The sequence below is a fragment of the Streptomyces sp. NPDC025806 genome (genome assembly GCF_055558275.1).
Genome location: NZ_JBVHMU010000009.1, coordinates 19255 through 43073 on the forward strand (window position 1 = coordinate 19255; position 23819 = coordinate 43073).

At 73.5% G+C, this 23819-nt stretch carries 21 protein-coding genes and 1 tRNA gene; 15 read left to right on the forward strand and 7 right to left on the reverse strand.

Going from position 1 to position 23819, the window contains the following annotated elements; all coding sequences use genetic code 11:
- Nucleotides 1–12 precede the first annotated feature (12 nt).
- The 5 genes from ACZ4E1_RS21340 (at nucleotide 13) to ACZ4E1_RS21360 (ending at nucleotide 6947) form a co-directional block, all read left to right on the forward strand.
- Complete coding sequence (locus tag ACZ4E1_RS21340) at nucleotides 13–2220, forward strand: right-handed parallel beta-helix repeat-containing protein (RefSeq protein WP_467541377.1); 2208 nt, start codon at nucleotides 13–15, stop codon at nucleotides 2218–2220.
- Nucleotides 2221–2335: 115 nt separating this feature from the next.
- Entirely contained in the window at nucleotides 2336–3532 is a 1197-nt protein-coding gene (locus ACZ4E1_RS21345) for a Gfo/Idh/MocA family protein (protein ID WP_467541379.1), read from the forward strand.
- Nucleotides 3533–3739: 207 nt separating this feature from the next.
- Entirely contained in the window at nucleotides 3740–4771 is a 1032-nt protein-coding gene (gene tdh, locus ACZ4E1_RS21350; RefSeq protein WP_467541381.1) for an L-threonine 3-dehydrogenase, read from the forward strand.
- Between the two features lie 54 nt (nucleotides 4772–4825).
- The gene (locus ACZ4E1_RS21355; RefSeq protein WP_399127288.1) at nucleotides 4826–6022 is read left to right on the forward strand and encodes a glycine C-acetyltransferase; all 1197 of its coding nucleotides are present in this window, start codon (nucleotides 4826–4828) and stop codon (nucleotides 6020–6022) included.
- A 22-nt stretch (nucleotides 6023–6044) separates the two neighbouring features.
- Nucleotides 6045–6947: a LysR family transcriptional regulator gene (locus ACZ4E1_RS21360; protein WP_467541383.1), complete on the forward strand. Its 903-nt coding sequence runs from the start codon at nucleotides 6045–6047 to the stop codon at nucleotides 6945–6947.
- Nucleotides 6948–6958: 11 nt separating this feature from the next.
- Here ACZ4E1_RS21360 and ACZ4E1_RS21365 read toward each other — a convergent pair whose 3' ends face one another.
- The gene (locus tag ACZ4E1_RS21365) at nucleotides 6959–8011 is read right to left on the reverse strand and encodes an SUKH-4 family immunity protein (protein WP_467541385.1); all 1053 of its coding nucleotides are present in this window, start codon (nucleotides 8009–8011) and stop codon (nucleotides 6959–6961) included.
- A 186-nt stretch (nucleotides 8012–8197) separates the two neighbouring features.
- Between ACZ4E1_RS21365 and ACZ4E1_RS21370 the strand changes: the two genes are divergently transcribed.
- The 3 genes from ACZ4E1_RS21370 (at nucleotide 8198) to ACZ4E1_RS21380 (ending at nucleotide 11089) form a co-directional block, all read left to right on the forward strand.
- Nucleotides 8198–9163, forward strand: coding sequence for an alpha/beta fold hydrolase (locus ACZ4E1_RS21370; protein ID WP_467541387.1), 966 nt, complete (start codon nucleotides 8198–8200; stop codon nucleotides 9161–9163).
- Nucleotides 9164–9239: 76 nt separating this feature from the next.
- Nucleotides 9240–9599 carry an MmcQ/YjbR family DNA-binding protein gene (locus tag ACZ4E1_RS21375; protein WP_467541389.1) on the forward strand — a complete coding sequence of 120 codons (360 nt, stop codon included), beginning with the start codon at nucleotides 9240–9242 and terminating at the stop codon, nucleotides 9597–9599.
- Between the two features lie 269 nt (nucleotides 9600–9868).
- Nucleotides 9869–11089, forward strand: coding sequence for an MFS transporter (locus ACZ4E1_RS21380; protein ID WP_467541391.1), 1221 nt, complete (start codon nucleotides 9869–9871; stop codon nucleotides 11087–11089).
- Here ACZ4E1_RS21380 and ACZ4E1_RS21385 read toward each other — a convergent pair.
- Nucleotides 11072–11395 carry a hypothetical protein gene (locus ACZ4E1_RS21385; RefSeq protein WP_467541393.1) on the reverse strand — a complete coding sequence of 108 codons (324 nt, stop codon included), beginning with the start codon at nucleotides 11393–11395 and terminating at the stop codon, nucleotides 11072–11074. The genes ACZ4E1_RS21380 and ACZ4E1_RS21385 overlap by 18 nt on opposite strands.
- Before the next feature lie 12 nt (nucleotides 11396–11407).
- A complete protein-coding gene (locus tag ACZ4E1_RS21390) occupies nucleotides 11408–11689 on the reverse strand; it encodes a hypothetical protein (RefSeq protein WP_467541395.1) in 282 nt (93 codons plus the stop codon).
- Between the two features lie 176 nt (nucleotides 11690–11865).
- On the opposite strand from ACZ4E1_RS21390, the gene ACZ4E1_RS21395 reads away from it, so the two are divergent.
- A tRNA-Pro gene (locus ACZ4E1_RS21395) sits at nucleotides 11866–11939 on the forward strand.
- A gap of 170 nt (nucleotides 11940–12109) precedes the next feature.
- Here ACZ4E1_RS21395 and ACZ4E1_RS21400 read toward each other — a convergent pair.
- Nucleotides 12110–12325, reverse strand: a complete 216-nt coding sequence (locus ACZ4E1_RS21400; RefSeq protein ID WP_467541397.1) for a DUF6243 family protein — start codon at nucleotides 12323–12325, stop codon at nucleotides 12110–12112.
- Between the two features lie 306 nt (nucleotides 12326–12631).
- On the opposite strand from ACZ4E1_RS21400, the gene ACZ4E1_RS21405 reads away from it, so the two are divergent.
- On the forward strand, nucleotides 12632–13183 hold the full coding sequence (locus ACZ4E1_RS21405) for a DedA family protein (RefSeq protein ID WP_467541399.1): 552 nt from the start codon (nucleotides 12632–12634) through the stop codon (nucleotides 13181–13183).
- Nucleotides 13184–13224: 41 nt separating this feature from the next.
- Here the strand turns inward: ACZ4E1_RS21405 and ACZ4E1_RS21410 are convergent, their stop codons facing one another.
- Both ACZ4E1_RS21410 and ACZ4E1_RS21415 read right to left on the reverse strand, forming a co-directional pair.
- Complete coding sequence (locus tag ACZ4E1_RS21410) at nucleotides 13225–14790, reverse strand: mucoidy inhibitor MuiA family protein (RefSeq protein WP_467541401.1); 1566 nt, start codon at nucleotides 14788–14790, stop codon at nucleotides 13225–13227.
- 3 nt (nucleotides 14791–14793) lie between these two features.
- A complete protein-coding gene (locus ACZ4E1_RS21415) occupies nucleotides 14794–16866 on the reverse strand; it encodes a DUF4139 domain-containing protein (RefSeq protein WP_467541403.1) in 2073 nt (690 codons plus the stop codon).
- A 114-nt stretch (nucleotides 16867–16980) separates the two neighbouring features.
- Between ACZ4E1_RS21415 and ACZ4E1_RS21420 the strand changes: the two genes are divergently transcribed.
- The 3 genes from ACZ4E1_RS21420 to ACZ4E1_RS21430 all read left to right on the forward strand — a co-directional run bounded on the left by ACZ4E1_RS21420 (nucleotide 16981) and on the right by ACZ4E1_RS21430 (nucleotide 21351).
- Nucleotides 16981–17643, forward strand: a complete 663-nt coding sequence (locus tag ACZ4E1_RS21420; protein WP_467541405.1) for a DUF6226 family protein — start codon at nucleotides 16981–16983, stop codon at nucleotides 17641–17643.
- A 139-nt stretch (nucleotides 17644–17782) separates the two neighbouring features.
- The gene (locus ACZ4E1_RS21425) at nucleotides 17783–20899 is read left to right on the forward strand and encodes an alpha-N-acetylglucosaminidase (protein ID WP_467541407.1); all 3117 of its coding nucleotides are present in this window, start codon (nucleotides 17783–17785) and stop codon (nucleotides 20897–20899) included.
- A 95-nt stretch (nucleotides 20900–20994) separates the two neighbouring features.
- Nucleotides 20995–21351, forward strand: a complete 357-nt coding sequence (locus tag ACZ4E1_RS21430) for a DUF4333 domain-containing protein (protein WP_467541409.1) — start codon at nucleotides 20995–20997, stop codon at nucleotides 21349–21351.
- A 61-nt stretch (nucleotides 21352–21412) separates the two neighbouring features.
- On the opposite strand, the gene ACZ4E1_RS21435 is transcribed toward ACZ4E1_RS21430, so the two are convergent.
- A complete protein-coding gene (locus ACZ4E1_RS21435) occupies nucleotides 21413–21904 on the reverse strand; it encodes an FBP domain-containing protein (protein ID WP_467541410.1) in 492 nt (163 codons plus the stop codon).
- An 82-nt stretch (nucleotides 21905–21986) separates the two neighbouring features.
- On the opposite strand from ACZ4E1_RS21435, the gene ACZ4E1_RS21440 reads away from it, so the two are divergent.
- Complete coding sequence (locus ACZ4E1_RS21440; RefSeq protein ID WP_467541412.1) at nucleotides 21987–22565, forward strand: TetR/AcrR family transcriptional regulator; 579 nt, start codon at nucleotides 21987–21989, stop codon at nucleotides 22563–22565.
- A 27-nt stretch (nucleotides 22566–22592) separates the two neighbouring features.
- Nucleotides 22593–23771, forward strand: a complete 1179-nt coding sequence (locus tag ACZ4E1_RS21445) for an SGNH/GDSL hydrolase family protein (RefSeq protein WP_467541414.1) — start codon at nucleotides 22593–22595, stop codon at nucleotides 23769–23771.
- Nucleotides 23772–23819 lie beyond the last annotated feature (48 nt).

Here is a 23819-nt window from a genome sequence, read left to right on the forward strand (position 1 = left end):
AAAGGTCACCGCATGAGAGCCCGCACCGGCGCGGCCGCGTTCCTGGCCACCGCCGCCCTCGCCCTGACGCCGCTGCCCGCCGCGCACGCCGACCCGGCGCCCCTGACCCTGCGCGCCGCGCCGCAGGGCTCCGGCACCGACTGCACCGTAGGACATCCCTGCTCGGTGGAGGGCGCCCGCGATGTCGCCCGTACGATCACCGACCGGTCCGTACGTGTCGAACTCGCCGACGGTACCTACGAGTTGAGCAAGCCGCTCACGCTCGGCAAGGAGGACTCCGGCGTCACCTGGGCCGCCGCGCAGGACGCCGAACCCGTGCTCTCCGGTGGTCGCGCCCTCACCGGCTGGACCGTGAACGACGACGGCACCTGGACCACGAAGGTGCCTGACGGCGTCACCCCGCGCCAACTGTTCGTCGACGGCGAGCGTGCCGTCCGGGCCCGCGGCGCGTCCTGCGCCGCCTCCGTGTGCGACGCCACCAAGACCGGCATGACCGGCGCCGAGAAGACCGGCATCGCCACGTGGGCCCGGCCCACCGACGCCGAGGCCGTCATCAGCGTCCGCTGGCGCAACTACCACTGCCGCATCACCGCCGTCACCGGCGACGTCATGACCTTCGCCCAGCCCTGCTGGACCAACTCGGCCTCCGGCACCAACCGCACCGGACCCGCCTGGGACTCCACCACCGTCGACTCCTCGCGCTACAGCAAGGTCGCCTTCTTCGAGAACGCCCGCGAACTCCTCGACCAGCCCGGCGAGTTCGTCTGGAACTCCGCCGACCGCACCGTCACCTACCTGCCCCGCCAGGGCGAGGACCCGCGCCGTTCACGGGCCGTCACCCCGGTCACCGAGGGCCTGCTCGTCCTCGACGGCGCCCACGACGTGCACCTCTCCGGCCTCGGCTTCGCCTACTCCGCCTACCAGCAGCCGAACACCGACGAGGGCTACGCCGGCATGCAGGCCGGACTCACCCTGACCGGCGCCACCGGCCCCGTCGACCACGCGGGCCGCTTCTACACCAAGCCCGCCGCCGCCCTCACCGTCCGCGGCGGCCGTGACGTCACCGTCGACGGCAACAAGTTCAGCAGGCTCGGCGGCGCCGGTGTCGTCTTCGAGCAGGGCACCCAGGACTCCTCCCTCGCCCGCAACCGCTTCACCGACCTGTCCTCCGGCGCCGCCTACATCGGCGACACCGAGCCCCTGCCGAGCGCCGAACTCACCGGCGCCCGCAACACGATCGAGCGCAACACCATCCGCCGCACCGGCGTCGAGTACACCGACTCCGTCGGCATCTGGGCCGGCTACGAGGCCGAGACCGTCATCGACCACAACACCCTCGAAGAGCTGCCCTACTCCGGCATCTCCGTCGGCTGGGGCTGGAACCAGCCCGAGGCCCAGACCTCCGTCCTGCGCGACAACCGCATCACGGACAACCGGATCACCGACGTCATGCTCGTCCGCCACGACCAGCACGACGGCGCCGCCATCTACACCCAGGGCGCCCAGCCCGGCACCGTGATCTCCGGCAACTACATCGACCGCAGCGCCTACGGCAACACCGAGCGCGACGGCAACGGCGTCTACCTCGACGAACAGTCCAGCCACATCGCCGTCACCGGCAACGTCATCACGCGCGTCGGCTACAAGTGGGTCTCCAACTGGGCCGACTACGGCATCGACAACCACGCGACCGGCAACTGGACCGACACCGCGGCCCCGGCCCTGTCCGGCAGGGGCTCGACGATGACCGACAACTTCACCGGCCTCGACCGGCTGCCCGCCGAGGCGGTCAAGGTCGCCGAGGCCGCCGGCGCGGACGGCCGCGAGAAGGTCCGTCAGCTCCCGCCCGACCTCGCCCGCACCGGCACCGCCACCCAGTCCTCCACCGACGGCACCGCCACCGCGGGCAAGGCCACCGACCTCGACACCACCACCGACACCCGCACCCTGTCCGAGGCCGGCGCCTGGTGGCAGGTCGACCTCGGCTCCGCTCAGCATGTCGGACAGGTCGAGGTCTGGAACAACAGCTCCATGACCACCGCCGACTTCGACGTCCAGCTCGCCACGTCGGCCGACTTCTCGGACGCCACCACCGTCCACGTCACCGGCAAGGCCCTGCGCCCCACCGTCCTCGACACGGACACCGACGCCCGCTACGTGCGCATCCGCCTCACCGGCACCGGCCGCGTCGCCCTCTCCCACGTCCTCGTCCACCCCTGACCCGACAGCAGCACCAAGGGCGTCGCGGACCGGTCGGCGGGTCCGCGACGCCCCGTGTTTCCATGCTCCGTACGCCGACCGCACCAACACCCCGTACAGGAAAGGCGGTTACGCCATGACCGACGCCCCCTCCGACCTGCGCCTCGGCGTCCTCGGCTACGGACTGCGCGGCTCGATCGCGCGCACCGCGCACCGGCCCGGTGCCGGCTCCCGGGTCACCGCGCTCGCCGACCACGACGCCGCCGCGCGGACGGAGGCGGCGCTCGCCTTCCCCGGCGCACTCGTCTCCAGCGACCACAAGAAGGTCGTGGAGGACCCCGACGTCGACGCGATCCTCGTCCTCACCCCCGACCACACCCACGCCGACGTCGCCCGCGAGGCCCTGGAGGCCGGCAAGCCGGTCTTCGTCGAGAAGCCCCTCGACATCAGCGTCGAACGCTGCGACGGCCTCCTGCGCACCGCCCACGCGACCGGCTCCCGCCTCTACGTCGGCCACAACATGCGCCACATGCCCGTCGTCCGCCTCATGCGCGACATCATCGCCCGCGGCGAGATCGGCGAGGTCAAGACCGTCTGGGTGCGCCACTTCGTCGGCTACGGCGGCGACTGGTACTTCAAGGACTGGCACGCCGAGCGGCAGTACACCACCGGCCTCCTGCTCCAGAAGGCCGCCCACGACATCGACGTCCTGCACTGGCTCGCCGGCGGCTACACCCGCCAGGTCCAGGCCCTCGGTGACCTCATGGTCTACGGCGACAACCCGCACCGCCGCGCACCCGGCGAGCCCAAGCACGACGACTGGTACACCAAGGACGGCCACTGGCCGCCCGCCACCCAGCGCGGCCTCAACCCCGTCATCGACGTCGAGGACGTCTCCCTCGTCAACATGCGCCTCGACAACGGCGTCCTCGCCGCCTACCAGCAGTGCCACTTCACCCCCGACTACTGGCGCAACTACACCGTCATCGGCGACGCGGGCCGCCTGGAGAACTTCGGCGACGGCCCCGGGGGAGTGGTCAAGGTCTGGAACACCCGCCGCTCCACCTACCGCGACGAGCCCGACGCCGCGTACCCGGTCCCGGACGCCGAGGACAACGCCGGACACGGCGGCGCCGACCCGCTGCTCATCGACGAGTTCCTCCGCTTCGTCCGCGACGGCGGCACCACCGACACCTCGCCCGTCGCCGCCCGCATGGCCGTCGCCGCGGGCGTCCGCGCCACCGAGTCCCTCCGGGCCGGCGGCACCCCCCGCGAGGTCCCCCCGCTCGACCCCGAGCTGATCGCCTACTTCGAGGGCGGCCAGACCCGATAGATCGAACGAACGAGCGGCCGGCCCGGGCGTCACGGCCCGGGCCTGTAGGAAAGCTTCGGCGCCGCTTAAGAAATCCTCGATGGACCTGAGCCGCCGTGGTACGGAAGAGTCCGGGGCGGCGGCCCGACGGCCGTCACCTCCACTCACTCTTCCCCGTGTGCGGGCCGCTGCGTGCTGCCCGCGTGCGCGACGACAGGAGCCGTACCGATGAAGGCGCTGGTCAAGGAGAAGGCCGAACCGGGACTCTGGCTCACCGACGTGCCCGACCCCTCCATCGGCCCCGGCGACGTGCTGATCAAGGTGCTGCGCACCGGCATCTGCGGCACCGACCTGCACATCCGCAGCTGGGACGGCTGGGCGCAGTCGACGATCAAGGCTCCGCTCGTCCTCGGCCACGAGTTCGTCGGCGAGGTCGTCGAGACCGGCCGCGACGTCAGCGACATCACCGTCGGCGACCGCGTCAGCGGCGAGGGCCACCTCGTCTGCGGCAAGTGCCGCAACTGTCTCGCCGGCCGCCGCCACCTGTGCCGCGCCACCGTCGGCCTCGGCGTCGGCCGTGACGGCGCCTTCGCCGAGTACGTCGCGCTGCCCGCCTCCAACGTGTGGGTGCACCGCGTCCCCGTCGACCTCGACGTCGCCGCGATCTTCGACCCGTTCGGCAACGCCGTGCACACCGCCCTGTCCTTCCCGCTCGTCGGCGAGGACGTCCTGATCACCGGCGCGGGCCCCATCGGCCTGATGGCCGCCGCCGTCGCCCAGCACGCCGGCGCCCGCAACGTCGTCGTCACCGACGTCAGCGAGGAGCGCCTGGAGCTCGCCCGCAAGGTCGGCGTCAGCCTGGCCCTGAACGTGGCGCAGTCCTCCATCGCCGACGGCCAGCGTGAGCTCGGCCTGCGCGAGGGCTTCGACATCGGCCTGGAGATGTCCGGCAACCCCCACGCGATGCGCGACATGCTCGCCAACATGACCCACGGCGGCAAGATCGCCATGCTGGGCCTGCCCGCGCAGGAGTTCGCCGTCGACTGGGCCCGCATCGTCACCTCGATGATCACCATCAAGGGCATCTACGGCCGCGAGATGTTCGAGACCTGGTACGCGATGTCGGTCCTCCTGGAGGCCGGCCTCGACCTCGCCCCCGTCATCACCGGCCGCTACGCGTACACCGACTTCGACGCGGCGTTCGAGGACGCGGCCAGCGGCAAGGGCGGCAAGGTCATCCTGGACTGGAGCGCCGCCTGAGCTCGGCCCGGCCCCCGCGTCCCTGAACTCCTCACCCCTCTAAGGATTTCTCGCATGTTCGACAACGTACGCGCCGACCTCCAGACCACCCTCGACGAGATCGTCGCCGCCGGGCTGCACAAGCCCGAGCGCGTCATCGGCACCCCCCAGTCCGCCACCGTCGGCGTGACCGCGGGCGGCCGCCCCGGCGAGGTCCTCAACTTCTGCGCCAACAACTACCTCGGCCTCGCCGACCACCCCGAGGTCATCGCCGCCGGCCACGCCGCCCTCGACCGCTGGGGCTACGGCATGGCGTCCGTCCGCTTCATCTGCGGCACCCAGGAGGTCCACAAGGAGCTGGAGGCGCGCCTGTCCTCCTTCCTCGGCCAGGAGGACACGATCCTCTACTCCTCCTGCTTCGACGCCAACGGCGGCGTCTTCGAGACGATCCTCGGCGCCGAGGACGCGGTCATCTCCGACGCCCTCAACCACGCCTCGATCATCGACGGCATCCGCCTCAGCAAGGCCAAGCGCTTCCGCTACGCCAACCGCGACATGGCCGACCTCGAGGCCCAGCTCAAGGCCGCCGACGAGGCCGGCGCCCGCCGCAAGCTGATCGTCACCGACGGCGTCTTCTCCATGGACGGCTACGTCGCCCCGCTCGTCGACATCTGCGACCTCGCCGAGCGCTACGAGGCCATGGTCATGGTCGACGACTCGCACGCCGTCGGCTTCGTCGGCCCCGGCGGTCGCGGCACCCCCGAGCTGCACGGCGTCATGGACCGCGTCGACATCATCACCGGCACCCTCGGCAAGGCCCTCGGCGGCGCCTCCGGCGGCTACGTCGCCGCCCGCGCCGAGATCGTCGCCCTGCTGCGCCAGCGCTCGCGCCCCTACCTGTTCTCCAACAGCCTCGCCCCGGTCATCACCGCCGCCTCCCTGAAGGTCATCGACCTCCTGGAGTCCGCCGGTGACCTGCGCGAACAGCTCGCCGCGAACACCAAGCTGTTCCGCACCCGGATGACGGAGGAGGGCTTCGACATCCTCCCCGGCGACCACGCCATCGCCCCCGTCATGATCGGTGACGCGGCCGTCGCGGGCCGCATGGCCGAGCTGCTCCTGGAGCGCGGCGTCTACGTGATCGGCTTCTCCTACCCGGTCGTCCCGCAGGGCCAGGCCCGGATCCGCGTCCAGCTGTCGGCCGCGCACTCCACGGAGGACGTGAACCGCGCCGTCGACGCCTTCGTCGAGGCCCGCGCCCAGCTCGGCTGACCGGTTTGCGACAATCGGGTACATGATCGAAGCGCGGCGGCTGCACATCCTCCGGGCGGTGGCCGACCACCGGACCGTGACCGCGGCTGCCGCCGCGCTCTATCTCACCCCTTCGGCCGTCTCGCAGCAGCTGACGGCCCTGGAGCAGGAGACCGGGCACAAGCTCGTCGAGCGCGGCGCCCGCGGCGTCCGGCTCACCCCGGCCGGCGAGATCCTTCTGACGCACACCAACGCGGTGCTCGCCCAGCTGGAGAAGGCCGAGGCCGAGCTCGCCGCGTACAGCACGGGCGAGGCGGGGACCGTCACGCTGGCCTCCTTCGCGACCGGCATCGGCCTCGTCGTCGGCCCGGCCCTCGCCCGCCTCACCGCGTCCGCCCCCGGCATCCGGGTCCGGGTGCGGGACGCCGAGGGCGACGCCAGCCTGCCGATGCTCCTGGAGCGGCAGATCGACGTGGCCGTCGCCGTCGAGTACCGGGGCGCCCCCGGCGCGGACGACGACCGCATCACCCGCGTCGCGCTGTACGCGGAGCCCTTCGACGCGGTGCTGCCTGCCGCGCACCGGCTCGCGGACACGGAGCGGGTGCCGCTCGCCGAGCTGGCCAAGGACACCTGGATCGGGCCCTACCCCGGCAATCCGTGCCACGACGTGGTGGTCCTCGCCTGCGAGCACGCCGGCTTCTCCCCGCAGTTCGAGCACTCCTCCGACGACTTCCGCGCCGTGATCGCCCTCGCGGCGGCCGGCGCCGGGGTCGCCCTCGTCCCGCGCTCGGCCCTCATCGGCGTCGACCTCGCCCAGACGGTCGTCCGCCCCATCGACGGCGCGGCCCCCACCCGCAAGGTCTTCGCGGCGGTCCGCCACGGGGCGGAGGCGCATCCGCTGATCCGGCCGGTCCTGGAGGCGCTGGGCGAGGCGGCGCGGGGCTGACGCCGTCCCCGCTACAGCACGCCGCCCGCTTCGTCGTGCCAGACCTCGGGCCAGTACCGGTAGTCCTCGGGCCCGGTCTCCGGCAGACAGGCCACCGGGTCGACGGACTCCAGGACCTCGACGAGGGCGTCGGCCAGGAAGTGGTAGTGGGAGTCGGTGTCGTCTCCCTTGAGGGCGTGGGGCTTCTCCAGCGCCTCGACCGTGCCGTACATCCAGAGGGCGAACACCAGGGTGGAGACGTCGGCGTTCATCGCGGTCAGGTCGTCGCCCAGGAACGACGTGGAGAACACCTCGCCCGTTCTGCCGTCGACCACGACGTCGACGTCCTGCGGAGTGCCGCCGAGCAGGACGAACCGGTCGGCGTCGGGGATCACCGGATGGCTCGCACCGTCCTCGAAGTGGCGCCGCAGCTGCGGATCCCGCGCGATGGCCGCGCGATGCTCGGCCACCGTGCACAGCGGGTCGTCCTCCGTCCCGGTGGGGTAGAAGAGCGAGACGTCCGACGGCAGCCCCACCTCCGTCAGGAACCGCCGCGTCGGCGCGTGCGTCAGCGCCTCCGGCAGCTCGCCGGGCGTGAAGCGCCGGACCCCCTCCACCCCGAAGATGTTCGTGAGCACGTCCGCCGCCAGATCCATCCGCAGCCCCCGCCCGGGCCCCGCGATCAAGGCCAGCGGCTTCACGCAGGCCTGGATGCGCCACACCACCGGCAGCCCGTGCACCCACTCCTGCGGGCCCTCCTCCGCGCGGTCCCAGCCGTCGGCTCCCCAGTCCTCCCCGGTGAAGGACGCACTCAGCAGCCGGGCCGCCTCCTTGACCGCCCCGAGCCCGAACCGCCCGCGCAGCCCGGAGAACGGCCCTCTGAGCGCCTCGAAGTCGGACACGGCGGCGAGCATCCGGCGCAGCGCTTCCTCGGACGGGGCCAGGGCGTACATCTCGTCGGGCGGGTCGTACGACTCCGTCGCGTACACGCGCCCCGTCTCCGGGTCCCGCACGATGTGGTGCGCCGCCTGCCCCTCGCTCAGCAGATCCCCCAGCACGTCCACCCCGGCGCTACGCGAGGACACCTCCCGCAAGCTCATCAGCACCGATTCCCGCACCCTCGCCACCCACCCCGCATCGTTGATCACGAACGCCCCCACGCTAGACGCCGCCTCTGACATTCCCGCCCGCCGACCGGACGACAGGTATGGGTACGGCGGCGACGGGGGAGATGCACCCTGTCCCGCCCCCCCCCGATCGCGGAGCCGCCCATGACAGCCACCGACCCGGCCTACGTGACGAGCCAGCTGACCACCGGCGACGGAGCCGCCGTGGCCGTCTACACCTGGCAGCCCGACAGCGCCCGCCCCCGCGCCTTCGTCCAGATCGCCCACGGCGCCGCGGAGCACGCCCTGCGCTACGACCGCTTCGCCCGCCACCTCACCGCCCACGGCTACGGAGTCATCGCCTCCGACCACCGCGGCCACGGCGCGACCGCCGCCACCACCGGCGGCCACGGTGTCACCGACGACGCCGCACCCGGCACTGTCGACGCCTGGCTGTCGATCGTCGAGGACCTCAAGGCCATCGGCGACCAGGCTCGCGCCCTCCACCCCGACGTGCCGTTCGTCCTGCTCGGCCACAGCCTCGGCTCGATGCTCGCCCGCGACTACGCCCAGCGCTACGCCGACGACCTCGCCGGACTCATCCTCTCCGGTACCTTCCGCTCCCTGCCCGGCGCCGACAACGAGGGCTCGATCACCGCCCTGGAGGCCGACATCGCCGACCGCGGGCGCGCCGCGATCTCCTCGTACGTCCCGGACCTCTTCGCCTCCTTCAACACGCCGTACGAAGGAGAGCCGGACGCGACGGGCTTCGAGTGGCTGTCGCGCGACCCGGACGAGGTGGACCGCTACGTGGCCGACGACCGCTGCGGCTTCCCGTTCTCCGCCGGCCTGTCCCTGGACTGGGTCCGCGCGGTGCGCCGCATCAACGAACCCGCCAACGTGGCCTGCATCCCCACCGACCTGCCCGTCCACATCGCCGTCGGCACCGAGGACCCCTGCAACCAGCGCATGACCCTCGTCCACGAACTCCTCGAGGACCTCCGGTACGTCGGCGTCACCGACCTCACCTGGAAGGGCTACGAGGGCGCCCGCCACGAGATCCTCAACGAGACCAACCGCGACGAGGTGCAGGCGGACCTGACGGCCTGGCTGGACAAGCGCCTGCCCTGAACCGGCCGCACCCGGCTCCGGCCGGCCGCGTCGTGAACGCGGGCCGTTGTCAGTGCTCTTGGTTACGGTTCCTTCCATGCCCGACGCAGAAGACGTTCGCACCATCGCCCTCTCCTTCCCGGACACCACGGAGAAGGTCGCCTGGAGCATGCCCACGTTCCGGGTGGCGGGGAAGATGTTCGCCACGCTGCCCGAGGAGGAGACCTCCATCGCGGTGCGCTGCCCGAAGGAGGAGCGGGACGAGCTGGTGCTCGCCGAGCCGGAGAAGTTCTGGATCGCGGACCACGAGGCGGCCTTCGCCTGGGTCCGCGTCCGCCTCGCCGCGCTGGAGGACACCGACGAGCTGCGCGACATCCTCGCCGACTCCTGGCGCCAGGCCGCCCCCACCCGACTCCTCGACTCCCACCCGCACTTGGGCCGCCCGGCCACGGACTGAAATCCCCGGCGACCTTCCCGGCCCGCGTGGCATGATCCGGCCCGCGGGGTGGGATCGGGCGGTGCGGCCGTGCGCGGCGCGGCACCGGGGAGGAGCCGGAGGGTATGAGCAGCGGGTCGTCACGGGGGCGGGACGGTACGCGGGAACCAGGAGAGCCAGAGCAGCCGGGGGAGCCGGGAGGAGACCCGGGGCCGGCCGGAAGCGCTGAGAAGGGGAGACGGCGCGGGATCTGGTCCCGCGACTTCAATCTGTTCTTCACGGCACGGGCCGTGGCGAAGCTCGGCGACACGATGCTGCCCGTCGCCCTCGCGGCGGGACTGCTCCAGTACGGATACGGGGCCGGCGCGGTCGGCCTCGCGATGGCGGCGTCCGTCGGCTGCTTCGCCGGACTGGTGATCTTCGGCGGCGTCTTCGCGGACCGCTTCAGCACACGGCTGCTGATGATCGGCGCCGACGTCACCCGCCTGATCTCGCAGTCCCTCGCCGCCGTCATGTTCTTCACCGGGCACGTCGTCCTCTGGGAGATCTGCGTCATCGGCGCGGTGAACGGCGCGGCCTCCGCCCTCTTCCAGCCCGGCGTCGCCAGCACCGTGCCCCGCCTCGCCGCCGACGTGCAGGCGGCGAACGGCGCGATCCGCGTCGCCGAGTCCGGAGCCCAGCTCGCCGGCCCGGCCGTCGCGGGCATGCTCGTCGCCTTCGCCTCCCCGGGCCTCGTCTTCGCCGCGCACGCCGCCACGTACGCCCTGAGCGCCCTGTGCCTTCTCCTGCTGCGCCTGCCGCCCGTCCCAGTGGACGACCAGGCCCCGCGCGAGGGATTCAAGCGTCAACTGGTCGTCGGCTGGCGGGAGTTCAGCTCCCGGACCTGGCTCTGGGGTGTCATCGCGATCTGGTGCGTCCTGATGGTGGGCGCCTCGGGCCCCGCCGTACCGCTCGTCGCGACCCAGGTCACGCAGGAACACGGCCCCCGGGTCTACGGCCTGATCAACTCGGCCCTCGGCGCGGGCACCGTCGTCGGCGGCCTCATCGCCCTGCGCCTGCGCCCTCGCCGGATGCTCCGCGCCGGTTCCCTCGCCCTGTTCGGCTTCGCGCTCTTCCCGGCGACGGTCGGCGCGGGCCTGTCCGTGCCGTGGATGATGGCCGGCTGCGCGGTGGCAGGCGCGGGCACGTCGTTCTGGGGCGTCATGTGGGCGACCAGCGTTCAGACCCAGGTCCCGCGCGAGGTCCTCAACCGCATCCACGCCTACGACGTCGCCGGCTCCCTCGCGATGGCCCCGGTCGGCCAGGCGCTGGCGGGCCCGGCGGCGGGCCTGTTCGGCACGCATCACGTGCTCCTCGCCGGCGGCGCGGTGACGGTCCTGGTCGGGGCGATGCTGCTGGCGGTCCCGGCCATCAGGGGCCTGGTCCGCGTCGACGCGACACCGGTCCGCACGGGCACGCCCCAGACCCAACCGGCGAAGGCCTGCGCCAGGTCCTCACCGGAGAACGGCTGACACCCCGAGCGGCAGGAACACGACCACGAACGGCGACACCAGCATCGCCGCGACGTGCACGAGCGCCCCCAGTACCTTCCACAGCACGGCGAACAGCACCAGCCCACCGATCAGCCACCCGGCGTACAGCCACCCGGCCGCCTCCCAGGCGGCGCTCTCCTCGGCCCCGGTGGTCGGCGCGGTCCCGATCGCGCCGAGCCCCACCAGGAGCAGCACACCGCACACCAGCAGGTCGCAGACCGCGACGAGCACCGCGACGGTGCCGGGGGTCGGATCGGCCCGGACCCGGGACATCAACATGCTCATGAAGACGGGAGCCTACTCAAGGGCCCGGTAGGCGGCCGGGGGGTCGACCAGTTCGGGCCGCTCCGTCACGTACTGGCCACCGTGGATCGCCAGCATCGCCCAGTGCCACGCCTCGTCATGAAAGACGAGCCCGCGGTACGGGGCGTCGGCCGGTTCGTACGGGTAGCACGCCGCGGCGGCCTCCTCGGCCCGCGCTGGGGACAGACCGCCGTGGTGCCGCATCACCCACGCGTACGCGCGCCGCTCCGACCGCAGACAGTCGAGATACTCCGCCTCGTCCCACTCCCACCCCATGGGCCACAGGTTAGGTGCCCGTGACTGGACCCGGTGGGGGCGTACGTTCGCGCTGATCACCGTGTGCCGACAGCCCCGCGGCCTGCCGGGACGGAAAGGGATGCGCGACCACGGCCCGGAGTGCGGTATGGTTTCCGTGCACGTTCGGCCGGGCGAAAGCCCAGGTCAGCGGGCATCGGGACGTGGCGCAGCTTGGTAGCGCACTTGACTGGGGGTCAAGGGGTCGCAGGTTCAAATCCTGTCGTCCCGACTGTGCGGAAACGCAGGTCGGAGGCCGTTCTCTCATCCGTGAGAGGGCGGCCTTCGCCGTGTTCCGGGGGTGTGGCGGGAAGCCCCCCCCCCGACAGACAGCAGGGCCCGGACCGCATAGCGCGGTCCGGGCCCTGCTGTCGTGCGGTGCCGGCCCGGGGCGGCGGTGCGTCAGCTCTGGGCGGTGTCGTCGCCCGCCTGCGCGGTGCCCTCGGCCCCGCTCGCCTTCTCGCGCATCTTGCGCAGCAGCTCGGCCTTCTTCTCGGCGGCGCTCTCGCGGTCGCGGTTGCGGTGCGGGCCGTTGTTCTGGCGCTCGGCGCGGGACAGCCGCTTGCGCGGGCCGCCGCCCTGGCCCACGGGGTTGTTGATGTTCTTGCTGTCGGTCACGGGTTCTCCCGGTGGTGAGGTGAAGTGAGCTACGGATTCATCGGTGGAGGAGGGGCGCGGCGCCGACAGGCGTCAACGGCGGCCCGTCGCGCTCACTCGTAAATCGGCGTCTGGAAGAACATGGCGAAGACGTTACCTGGTTCCGTCGGCCCCGCGTGCCACACTCTTCGCCGCCCTGCGCTCCGATCAGGCCGTCCGCCGGACCCGGGCGCGGGGCAACCGGGGCGGCGTCCGTAGAATCGCTGTTCGATGCGCTGTCGGCGTGCCGTGCCACCTGACCGAGCGCACGGGGGAATGAGGAGCGTCGTGGACGGGGCCGTACTCACCGTCGCCGGGCTGTATGCCGTCATCCTGCTGCGCGCCGGGGCGACGTTCGCGGCCGGCTGGTTCGTCGGATCCGGCGTGCGGCGCAGCCGCTTCTCCGAGCGGATCCCGGCGGCCCGGCTGGAGCGCGCCGAGCGGGCGATCCGGCGCTGGGGGATGCCCGTGGTCGCCGTCTCCTTCCTGACCGTCGGCTTCCAGACCGCCGTCAACTTCGTCGCCGGCACCCTCCGCATGCCCCTGCGCCGCTACCTCCCCGCCCTCTTCGTCGGCGGCGCGGCCTGGGCCACGCTGTACGGGCTGGTGGGGACGGGGGCGCTCGCTTTCCTGCGGTGGCTGTTCACCCGGCACACCGCGTTGGGTGTGGCCGGGGTCGTGGTGCTCGCTCTCGCGGTGTGTGGAGTCGTGCTGGCGCGCCGCCGTCGCCGTGCGGCCGGGCCGGATGCCGACGGCGGCGCAGGCGAGGAGCCGGGCGTGGGGGAGGAAGCGCTCGCGGGGGAGATGTCGGACGTGGGCGAGGAGTCGGAGCGGCGCTGAAGCCCGGCCAGCGCCGACGCCGACGCCGACCCGGACCGGGCCTACAAGCCCGTCACCTTCGCCCCCGCCACCACCTCGTACACCAGCGTCACCGTCGCCCGCCCGCCCGGTGGCAGGGTGAGGTCCCAGCGGGCGATGCCCTCCGTGTCGAGGGTGTCCGGGGGCGGGGTGCAGGACTCCTTGCGGAGGCGGATGTCGACGTTCGCGACCTCCGAGACCGGGACGCGCTCGCGCAGGGTGATCGTCTCGGGGGCGGTCTCGCCGGGGGGTGAGAACCGGGAGACGTGGAGGCGGACCGTGCGGGTGATCACGGTGCGCTGGGTCAGGGTGGTCGTGTCGCGGGACTCTTCTGTCTCGCGCGTGACCCGGTAGGTGTCCGCCGTGCCGAAGGACAGTTCCTGGGGTGCGCCGGGGGCCGTGAAGGGGAGCGTGCCGCGGCCCGTGAAGCCGCTGCCGCGGATCAGGTCGACGGGGCCCGCGAGCAGGGCGTGGCCCGTGGGGTTCGTGAAGCGGGCGACCTGGGTGACCAGCGGGGAGAGCTCAGGGGCGCAGACCTGTTCCGTACGGGCCTGCGCCGTCGCGGTGGTGAGCGGGACGCGGTGGGCGCGGCCGTCCGAGGGGACGGACGCCGGGGTAGGGGCGTGCAGGACGCGGGTCTCGCCGCCGTCGTCCACGCCCGGCAGGCCGGACACCGCGAGCGGGCCGACGTCGCTGATGTCCTCCTCGCGCACGGCGACGGCGACCGTGCGGCGCTCCTCCGTCGAGCGGTCCCGCAGGGTGAGGCGGTCCTCGACGAGCCGGGGCGGGGTCGTCGCGCGGGTGGAGCGGGCCGTCGACAGGGTCAGGGACACGTCCGACCAGTCCTCGCCCGTGCGCTGCCAGATCATCGCGTCGGTCCGGAGGGTCAGTTCGCCGCCGTCGAGGGTCGCGCGGTAGGCGGGGCGCCACAGGGCGCACGGGGTGAGGTGGGTCAGGCGGAGGGCGGCGCGGCCGGGTGCCGCGGCTTCGACGGTGAGTTCGACGTGCGCGGTCAGGGACGGGGGTTCGGACTCGGACAGGTTCAACACCCGGTGGATCTCGTGGAGTTCGGTCGCCACAGCGCTCAGGCGGCCGGTCACCGTGGTGAGTTCGTCCTCGTGAGTGGCGCGCTCGGCGTCCACCCGGTCCAGCTCCTCGGCCCAGCGCTCCGGCTCGCTCTCGCCCGTGCCCGCGCCCTCGGCGATGTCGCGCAGGAGGTCCGCGGCCAGCTTGGCGAGCACGTCCAGGCGGGCCGTCAGCCGGTCGCGGCGCTGCTCCAGAGTGTGCTGCTCCTCGGTGAGGGCGTGGAGCCGGTGGCGCAGCGGGGAGTCGTCCTCGGTGGGCGGCTGGGGGCCGCGCGGGGTCCACGCCCGCACGATCCGTACGTCCAGGACGGAGGCGTCGTCGGCGCCGGTCAGTTCGGCGTGCAGGCTGCGGTCGACGGCCAGCGCGCTGACCGGACCGAGGCGCAGCCGGTGGACCCCGGCCGGGAGCTCGACCTCGGTGGTGCGCTCGATCTGGGCGCGGTCCTCCAGACACGTCACGGCGGTGACGGGCAGCGGGGCGTCGAACGGGATGTTCTGCGTCATGGGTCAGCTCCTCCGGTTGCCGCCGGTGAGGGCCTTGGCGGCCGGGATCCGGATCTCGTAGCCGCCGTCGAGCACGGCGGTGTCGCCCGCGGCGACCTCGACGCGCCACAGGCGGGTGCCCGGGGCGTGCCGGTCGGGGCCTTCGCCGTCGGCCGGGCGGGTCCAGTCGGCGTGCTCCTCGATCCGGATGTCCGACTCGGAGGTGACGGGGACCCGTTCGCGGACCTCCACGGTGACCGGGCGCCGCAGCCGGTTGGCCAGCTCCACGTGGACGCGGTGGGTGAGCACGGTCGTCGTGCTCCGCAGACCCGCGGTCGACTCGTGCTGCTCGGTGCGGCGCGCGACCCGGATCGCCTCCGCGGGCCCGAGCCCGACCCGGCCGGTGCCGCCCGGCGCGAGCGTGGGCAGCGCCGTGGTCGGCAGCGGGTCCCCGTCGACCGTGACGTCGACCGGGCCCGCCAGGAGCGCCTGGTCGGTGGCGTTGGAGACCACCAGGGTCGCGTACACGGTCTCCTCGACGGACGGCACGCACAGGTACTCGGTGCGCAGACCGACCGGCAGCTCCGTGACGGTGACGGTGTGCCAGGTGCCGTCGGAGGGGATGTCGGCGGGACCCTGGGCGTCGTAGCGGTGGTCGAAGGAACCGGCCGACTCGCGCGGGCGCACCGCGTGGGCGGGCAGCGCCAGCGCGGACACGGACTGGGCGCGGCGCCGGTACTGGACGGCCACGGGGTCGGCCGGGGTGCCGGGCGCGAGCAGACCGCGGTCGGCGGCCGGGGCCTCGGGGCCGGCCAGGACCAGATCCGCGTAGTCGAGCTCGGCGTCGCTCGGCCGCGGAGGGCCGGGCGGCGGGGGAGGGGGAGGCGGCAGGGGGCTTCCGGCCAGGGGCTGTGCGGCCGGGACCGGTCCGCCGGGGGCCGGCGGAGGCACCGGGGCGCCGCCGTACGCCGGCGGCATTCCGCCGGGCGCGGCCGGCGCGGGGGGCGGCGGTGCGCTGAATCCGGCGGCCCTCGGCCGGGCGCCCCCGGCCCGCGCGCGACGGGCACGCTGCGGCGCGGTGTCGGGCATGGAGGCGGGCTCCAGCTCGAAGTCCTCGGCGAAGTCAGCCGCCCCGCCGACCATGGCAGCCCCGGGTGCCAGTGGTCGCGGCCCCGCCCCGTCGTACCCGGCGAACAGCTCGCCGAGCCCCGCCGGCGGCTCCCGCCAGCCGGACGCTGCCGGAACGGGCTGGCTGCGGCCGATACGGACCGAGCGCAGGACCGGCACCCCGGTGGGCCGGTGCAGATCGGCCGTGGACAGACCGAGGCGCACGCCGGTCCAGTCCTCGCCCGTGCGCTGGGCGACCGAGGCGCGCAGCACCAGTCGGCCGCCGCCCTCGCCCTGAAGATGCGTCAGCCGATAGGACGGGACCCAGACCGCGCCCGGCACCCGGTACTCCAGCTCGACGGAGACCTCACCGGAAGGCCCCGAGGGCCCCGAGAGCACGAGGTCGGCCGCGACCGTGGTCGGGACGGGGGACGACGGCGCGTCCGTCGAGGCGCGCTCCAGCCGGTCCGTGGCCAGGTCGATCTCGTGCTCCAGGACCCGCAGCCGCTCGTCCAGTTCGGTCAGTCCGGCGTGCAGCGTCGTCAGGCGCGCGTCGACGAACTCCGCGAGCTCCAGCCACGCGCCGACCGGGGTGCGCCGGTGCGCTGGGTCGTCCCGCCTGCGCGGCGGCGCCACCGGCCGCAGGGCCGCGACCTCGTCGATCCGGCGGCTCTGGCGGTCCCGGCGGACCTGGGCCGCGCGCTGCTCCTCGTGCAGGCGCTCCACCTCGCGCCGCAGGTCCTCGGGGGCCTGGGGTGCGGGCGGTTCGGCCTCGACGACGACGCGGGCCTCGGTCACGCGGACACCGGACGCGTCGAGCACCCGGGCCCGCAGCGAACCGTGGTCGAGGGTGCGCGACAGTCCCGCCACCCGGACCCGGCCGTCCGCCGGGACGGTGCCCCGGGCGAGGCGCACGCACACCGCGCCCCGCGCGTACACCACCACCGACGTGAGCTCCGAACTCCACGACCCTGTCGCCGCGTCCGCCATCGCCGCTCCTCCCCGTGTCTCCCGTACGCCGCCGGCCCGCGGCCGGCCGCTTCGAACCCTACGTCGTGCCTGACGGAATCGGAGCCTCCGCGGCGCCCGCGTAAGGTCCCCGGCATGGACCGATCCGTACTGCTCAGGGCTGTTGACGAGGCGTTCTCCGAGACCGGGGCGGACACCCCGCCCTGGCCCGATCCGCACGCCGACCGGGAGCCGTCGGACGAGGAGTACTCGCGCTGCCTCGATCCCGCGAAGTACCGCGTCCTCGCCGCCCGCGCCGAGGCGTGGACGCGCGCGCTGTGCGGGCTCGGGCTCGCGCGGGAGGAACGGATCCCGCAGGCCGCCGGAGCGTTGTGGCGCGGGGATCCGGCTGCCTCCGTGGACGAGGCCGTACGGCTGCGGCCCCTCGGCGGCACGGGCGCGGTGCCGCTCCTGTTCGGGTTCGGGGCGATCGACGGCGTGCCGCGGACCGTGCTGACGGTCGGCGCGGGGGAGCCCGCCGTGCCGGCCGCCCTGGTCCCGGACTGCGGCTGCGACGCCTGCGACGACGGCTCCGCAGGCATCCTGGAGGCGCTCGACGAGGCCGTACTGGCCGTCGTCACCGGGGAGTTCGTGCACGTCGACGCCGGACGCGGACGCACGATCACGGCCCTGCTCGACGGGTGGTCGGCCGCGGACTGGGAGCGGCCGCTGCCCGGTGTCGAGGAGGCGCTGACGAAGGCGCGGGCCGGGACGTCCCCGTACGACGTGGTCGTCGGGCGGGCCTGGGAAGCGGTGTGAACAGGTCTCGACCACCCATTGACCGACCCGTTGACACCTGAGTGTTCCTGTTTGAAAAATGGATGGATCGATCAAGTTCTTGCATCCTCTCCCTGCCGTCTGCCGCCGCGCATCGGCGGGCCGCCCCGGAAGGACGCATGTGAACGACCACAGAGGTGTCACCCGCAGACGTCTGCTCACCGGCACCGCCGCCCTCGGCGGAGCCCTCCTCGTGCTGCCCGCACCCGGCGCCGGCGCCGCACCGGCCGCGTCCGGCGGGCGGTTCGACACCGGGCCCGCCGAGTCCGCGCTGCGCCGCCTGCTCCCCGGCCACCACGGGCAGTTCGTCCTGCGGCCCGTCGCCGGCGCCGCCGACCGCTACCGGGTCACCGGGACGAGCGGACGCGTCGTCGTCGAGGGGACGAGCCCCGCCGTCCTGCTCGCCGGAGTGCACGCCTACCTCCGCGAGACCGCGCACGCGTCCGTCACCTGGAACGGTGAGCAGCTCGACCTGCCGCAGCGGCTCCCCGCGCCGGACGGCGAGATCGCCGCGAGCGCGAACGTCGCCCACCGCTTCGCCTTCAACGACACCAACGAGGGCTACACCGGGCCGTATCGGGACTGGGACGCCTGGCAGCGCGAGCTCGACGTGCTCGCCCTGCACGGCTTCAACGAGGTGCTCGTCACGCTCGGCGCGGACGCCGTCTACCACGACACCTTCCGCCGCTTCGGCTACTCCGAGGCCGAGTTGCTCGCCTGGATCCCCGCGCCCGCGCACCAGCCCTGGTGGCTGCTCCAGAACATGTCGGGCTTCGGCGGGCCCGTCAGCCGGGGCCTGGTGGAGCGCCGCGCCGAGCTTGGCCGCAAGGTCGCCGACCGGGTCCGCGAGCTCGGCATGACCCCCGTGTTCCCCGGATACTTCGGCACCGTCCCCGGCGGCTTCCCCGACCGCAACCCCGGCGCGAAGGTCGTCCCGCAGGGCACCTGGGTCGGCTTCGAGCGGCCCGACTGGCTCGACCCGCGCACGCCCGCGTTCGCCGAGGTCGGCGCCGAGTTCTACGCCCGGCTCGGCGACCGGCTGGGCTCCAGCGGCATGTACAAGATGGACCTGCTGCACGAGGGTGGGCGGGCCGGTGACGTGCCCGTCGGCGACGCCGCGCGCGCCGTCCAGGCCTGCCTCCAGAAGGCCAGGCCCGGTGCGGTCTGGGCGCTGCTCGGCTGGCAGAACAATCCGCGCCGCGAGATCGTCGAGGCCGTCGACACCTCCCGGATGCTCGTCGTCGACGGCCTCTCCGACCGCTTCCCGAGTGTCACCGACCGCGAACGCGACTGGGCCGGCGCCCCGTACGCGTACGGCAGCATCTGGAACTTCGGCGGGCACACCGCCCTGGGCGCCAACACCCCTGACTGGGTGGAGACTTACCCGCGCTGGCGCGACAAGGCCGGCAGCAAGTTGTCCGGGATCGCCGCGATGCCGGAGGGCGCCGACAACAACCCGGCCGCCCTCGCCCTGCTCTCCGACCTCGCCTGGACCTCCGGCACGGTGGACCTGGAGCAGTGGTTCGACCGGTGGGCCGCCGCCCGGTACGGGGGCGAGGACCCGCACGCGGCCGCCGCCTGGCAGGTGCTGCGCCGCACCGCGTACGGGACCCGGCGCACCGACTCCTGGAGCGAGGCGCCCGACGGCCTGTTCGGCGCGCGCCCCTCCCTGACCGCCACCAACGCGGCGTCGTGGAGCCCGGCCGCGGCACGCTACGACCTGGCCGCCTTCGACCGGGCGCTGACCGAACTGCTGGCCGTGGCACCCGAGTTGAGAGGCTCCAGCGCCTACCGGTACGACCTGCTCGACGTGACCCGACAGGTGCTCTCCAACCGCAGCCGCATCCTGCTCCCACAGATCAAGTCCGCCTACGAGGCCGGGGACCGCGCCCTGTTCCGGCGGCTGACCGGCACCTGGCTCACCTGGACGGACCTCCTCGACCAGGCCCTCGCCACCTCCGAGCAGCACCTCCTCGGCCGCTGGATCGCCGACGCGCGCGCCTGGGGCGCCGACGCCGCCGAGCGCGACCGCCTGGAGTACGACGCCCGGTCCCTCGTCACCACCTGGGGCGGGCGCTCGGGCAGCGAGGACGGCGGCCTGCACGACTACGCGAACCGCGAGTGGGCCGGGCTCGTCGGCGGCCTCTACCGCGAGCGCTGGAAGACGTACTTCGACACGCTGTCCGCCGCGCTCGCGTCGGGGGAGCGGCCCGCCGAGATCGACTGGTTCGCGCTGGAGGATCGCTGGGCGCACGGCCACGAGACGCACCCGACGCGCACCACCGGGTCGATCCTCGCGCTCGCCCGCCGCGTCCACGACACGCTCGCCGACAGTGCGGACCAGGCGTCGGTGCGGGCCAAGGCCCTTCAGGGCACGGTCTCCGCCGGCCACCCCACCGGCGTCGAGGTCGTCTTCACCAACCACAACGGCTTCACGGCGGCCCGTGACGTGACGCTCGCGCTCGACGTGCCCGAGGGGCTGACCGCGGTGCCCGACGGGCCGGTGACCGCCGACTCCGTGGCGCCCGGCGCGACCTTCACCGGTCGCTTCACGCTCACGCTGACGGGGACGCCCGCCGAGATCGTGGCCCGGATCCGCGTCGACGCCGCGTACCGGTCGGGCCGGGAGCGGGGCGCGGCCGTCGCCGGAGTGCGCGTCATGGCGGGCGGCGCCGTCCAGGACCCGTACCGGACCGTGTCGTTCAACGGCGCGGTGTTCGGACAGTCCGGTGACACGTTCGCCATCGAGGGCGGCGGGGCCGATCTGTGGGGCGGGACGAACGAGTTCGGGGCCGTGTACCGGGCGGGCGCCCTCGCCACGGGCGGTTCCGCGTCCGTACGGATCCTCTCGCAGGACCGGACCGGCAACTGGGCACGCGCCGGGCTCGTCGTCCGCGACGACCTCGCCACGAACGGCGCGGCCGGATTCGTGAACCTGGCCCTCACTCCGGCCAACGGTGCCGTCCTGAGCTGGGACGCGGACGGCAACGGCCGTCTGGAGACGTTCCTCTCCGCGGGCGGCGGCTCGGTCGCGGCGCCGGTCGAACTGCGGCTGACGCGCGAAGGGACCGCGTACAAGGGGGAGTTCAGCACCGACGGCGGGGCCACCTGGACCACCGTCGGGACGGCGAGCCTCGCGCGGGCCGGGGCGGCGCAGGACGTGGGCGCGTTCATGACGGCGGCGGGCGGGGGCAGCGGGGCGCGCGGGCTCGTGACCTTCGACCGGCTGAGGATCTGACCCGGTCGGCCCGCGAAGCCGCCGCGGCAGCCACTAGGCTGCCGTGGTCCCAGCCACAGATTCGCTCCCGCGACCGTTCGACGGAGAACCCCTTCATGATCAAGCCCCGACTGTCCGCAGGTGTCCCGGCCCTCGTCGCGGTGGCCGCCTGCGCGCTGCTCGCCGGCTGTTCCGTCGAGGCCCACGTGGGCTCCTCGACGCCCAGGATGTCCAAGGAGAAGGTCGCCGACAAGATCGCGACCACGCTCGCGGCGCAGACCGGTCAGCCCAAGCCGGACGTGACCTGCCCCGAGGACCTGGAGGGCAAGGTCGGGGCCACCGGCCGGTGCACGCTCACCGCGAGCGACGGCAGCAGCATCGGCGTCTCCGTCAAGGTCACCTCGGTGGAGGGCAAGCAGATGAAGTTCGACATCGAGGCGGACAAGACGGCCTCCCCGGCGCCGGGCAACTGACGCGTCACACCCCGTCGAGGCCGGCTCCGCGTCCGCGCGGGGTGCGGCCTCGACGCGTTTCTCATGCGGTGATCTTCGCGAAGAACGCGGTCAGGTTCCCCAAGGTGCGCTCGATCTTCTCCTCCAGGGTCAGGGTCTCGGGCAGCCGCGACCCCATCCCCGCGTCCTTCTTCCCGCGTACGTACAGCGAACACGCCAGGTCGTCACAGATGTACGAGCCGACCGAGTCGCCCTGCTTGCCGGCCTTGCCCGCCTTCGGGGCGACCATCAGGGAGACGCCACCGGTGTGCGCGGTCAGACACAGCCGGCACAGGCTGCGGCGGTTCTGCCCCGAGGGTGCGTGCGTGGTGCGCAGCGCGGCGCCGCGCAGACCGTCGGCGAGCGGTGCGACGAGATAGCCGCGGTCGGGGGCCTGCGGATCGCGCCAGCCGAAGAAGTCCAGGTCGTCCCAGGGGCGGTCGGCCAGATCGTGCGGCACGGACAGGCGTTTTGCCTCGCCCTTGGTGCAGTTCACGAACGAGGCGCGGATCTCTTGCTCGGTCAGTGGCTTCATAAGACCGAGGCTAAGTTGCCTAAAAGCTTTAGGCAAACGCATAATTGTTTTCGGAACTTCGGAGGATCGCGGAAGGGGCGTCATGGCGCGTGCGGGACTGAACGCGGAGCGGCTCGCGGAGGCGGGCGCCGAGCTCGCCGACGAGGTCGGCTTCGAGCAGGTGACCGTCTCGGCGCTCGCCCGCCGCTTCGACGTCAAGGTCGCGAGCCTCTACTCGCACGTGAAGAGCTCCCACGACCTCAAGGTGCGGATCGCGCTGCTCGTGCTCCAGGAGCTCGCCGACCGCGCCGTCGACGCCCTCGCCGGGCGGGCCGGGAAGGACGCCCTCGTCGCGCTCGCGAACGTCTACCGCGACTACGCCCGCGAGCACCCCGGCCGGTACACGGCGGGACAGTTCCGACTCGACCCGGAGACCGCCGCCGCGAGCGCGGGCCCGCAGCACTCCCGGATGACGCGGGCGGTGCTGCGCGGCTACGACCTCGACGAGCCGGAACAGACCCACGCCGTGCGCCTGCTCGGCAGCGTCTTCCACGGCTACGTGAGCCTCGAGTCGTCCGGCGGCTTCAGCCACAGCGCGCCCGACTCGGACGAGTCGTGGGCCCGCACCCTCGACGCCCTCGACGCCCTCCTGCGCAACTGGCCCACCCCGAACGCGTCCTAGGGCGCCTACCCCCACAGAGAGGCCGCCATGACCCCGCCCCTCACCCCCGTAGACCTCATTCCCGCACTCCTGCGCGGCGCCCTCGAAGCGGAGCGCACCGAGGGTGGCGGGCTGCTGCCGCACCGGCTGCCCGCGTGGGCCCGCGCCCAGAACACCGACGGGCAGCTCGCCATGGCGGAGTCCCAGCCGTCCGGCGTCCGGGTCGCGTTCCGCACCCGCGCCACCGTTGTGGAACTGGACACACTGCCGACCAAGCGCGCCTACGTCGGCGTGCCGCCCCGCCCGGACGGCGTCTACGACCTCGTCGTCGACGGCCGGCTCCTCGCGCAGGGCGCCGTGCCCGGCGGCCACGTCATCACCATCGACATGAGCAAGGGCACGTTCGCGCACACGCCCGGCGCGCCCGGCACCCTCCGCTTCGACGGCCTCGCCGGCACGGTCAAGGACGTCGAGATCTGGCTGCCGCACAACGAGACCACCGAGCTCGTCGCCCTGCGCGCCGACGCCCCCGTCGAGCCGCTGCCCGGCGACGGCCGCCCGGTCTGGCTGCACCACGGCAGCTCCATCAGCCACGGCTCCGACGCCGCGAGCCCCACCGCGATCTGGCCCGCGCTCGCCGCGTCCACCGCCGAGGTCGAGCTGCTGAACCTGGGCTTCGGCGGCGGCGCCCTCCTCGACCCGTTCACCGCCCGCACCCTGCGCGACACCCCCGCCGACCTGGTCAGCGTCAAGATCGGCATCAACCTGGTGAACCTCGACCTGATGCGGCTGCGCGCCTTCGGCCCCGCCGTCCACGGCTTCCTCGACACCATCAGAGAGGGGCACCCCGACACCCCGCTGCTCGTGGTCTCGCCGATCCTCTGCCCGATCCACGAGAAGACCCCCGGCCCGGGCGCCCCCGACTTCTCCTCGCTCGCCGACGGGCAGCTGAAGTTCACCGCGCTCGGAGACCCCGCGGAGCGCGCGTACGGCAAGCTCACCCTGGAGGCCGTCCGCGAGGAGCTGGCCCGCACCGTCGAGCAGCGCCGCACCGCCGGCGACGGCCGTCTGCACCTGCTCGACGGGCGCGACCTGTACGGCGCCGCGGACTACGCCGAACTGCCGCTGCCCGACGAACTGCACCCGGACGCCGCCGCCCACCGGCGCATCGGGGAGCGGTTCGCCGAGCGGGTCTTCGGGCCCGGTGGCGCCTTCGCCGACCGGTGAGCGAGGCGCCCGGGGCAGGGGCCGACGTCGGGCCGGCGGACGGTCGGG

Excerpts from the sequence above, each read along its gene's own strand:
- ACZ4E1_RS21340 (WP_467541377.1), top strand. The coding sequence starts at position 13 with ATGAGAGCCCGCACCGGCGCGGCCGCGTTCCTGGCCACCGCCGCCCTC.
- ACZ4E1_RS21345 (WP_467541379.1), top strand. The coding sequence starts at position 2,336 with ATGACCGACGCCCCCTCCGACCTGCGCCTCGGCGTCCTCGGCTACGGA.
- tdh (WP_467541381.1), top strand. The coding sequence starts at position 3,740 with ATGAAGGCGCTGGTCAAGGAGAAGGCCGAACCGGGACTCTGGCTCACC.
- ACZ4E1_RS21355 (WP_399127288.1), top strand. The coding sequence starts at position 4,826 with ATGTTCGACAACGTACGCGCCGACCTCCAGACCACCCTCGACGAGATC.
- ACZ4E1_RS21360 (WP_467541383.1), top strand. The coding sequence starts at position 6,045 with ATGATCGAAGCGCGGCGGCTGCACATCCTCCGGGCGGTGGCCGACCAC.
- ACZ4E1_RS21370 (WP_467541387.1), top strand. The coding sequence starts at position 8,198 with ATGACAGCCACCGACCCGGCCTACGTGACGAGCCAGCTGACCACCGGC.
- ACZ4E1_RS21375 (WP_467541389.1), top strand. The coding sequence starts at position 9,240 with ATGCCCGACGCAGAAGACGTTCGCACCATCGCCCTCTCCTTCCCGGAC.
- ACZ4E1_RS21385 (WP_467541393.1), bottom strand. The coding sequence starts at position 11,395 with ATGAGCATGTTGATGTCCCGGGTCCGGGCCGATCCGACCCCCGGCACC.
- ACZ4E1_RS21390 (WP_467541395.1), bottom strand. The coding sequence starts at position 11,689 with ATGGGGTGGGAGTGGGACGAGGCGGAGTATCTCGACTGTCTGCGGTCG.
- ACZ4E1_RS21410 (WP_467541401.1), bottom strand. The coding sequence starts at position 14,790 with ATGACGCAGAACATCCCGTTCGACGCCCCGCTGCCCGTCACCGCCGTG.
- ACZ4E1_RS21415 (WP_467541403.1), bottom strand. The coding sequence starts at position 16,866 with ATGGCGGACGCGGCGACAGGGTCGTGGAGTTCGGAGCTCACGTCGGTG.
- ACZ4E1_RS21420 (WP_467541405.1), top strand. The coding sequence starts at position 16,981 with ATGGACCGATCCGTACTGCTCAGGGCTGTTGACGAGGCGTTCTCCGAG.
- ACZ4E1_RS21430 (WP_467541409.1), top strand. The coding sequence starts at position 20,995 with ATGATCAAGCCCCGACTGTCCGCAGGTGTCCCGGCCCTCGTCGCGGTG.
- ACZ4E1_RS21435 (WP_467541410.1), bottom strand. The coding sequence starts at position 21,904 with ATGAAGCCACTGACCGAGCAAGAGATCCGCGCCTCGTTCGTGAACTGC.
- ACZ4E1_RS21440 (WP_467541412.1), top strand. The coding sequence starts at position 21,987 with ATGGCGCGTGCGGGACTGAACGCGGAGCGGCTCGCGGAGGCGGGCGCC.
- ACZ4E1_RS21445 (WP_467541414.1), top strand. The coding sequence starts at position 22,593 with ATGACCCCGCCCCTCACCCCCGTAGACCTCATTCCCGCACTCCTGCGC.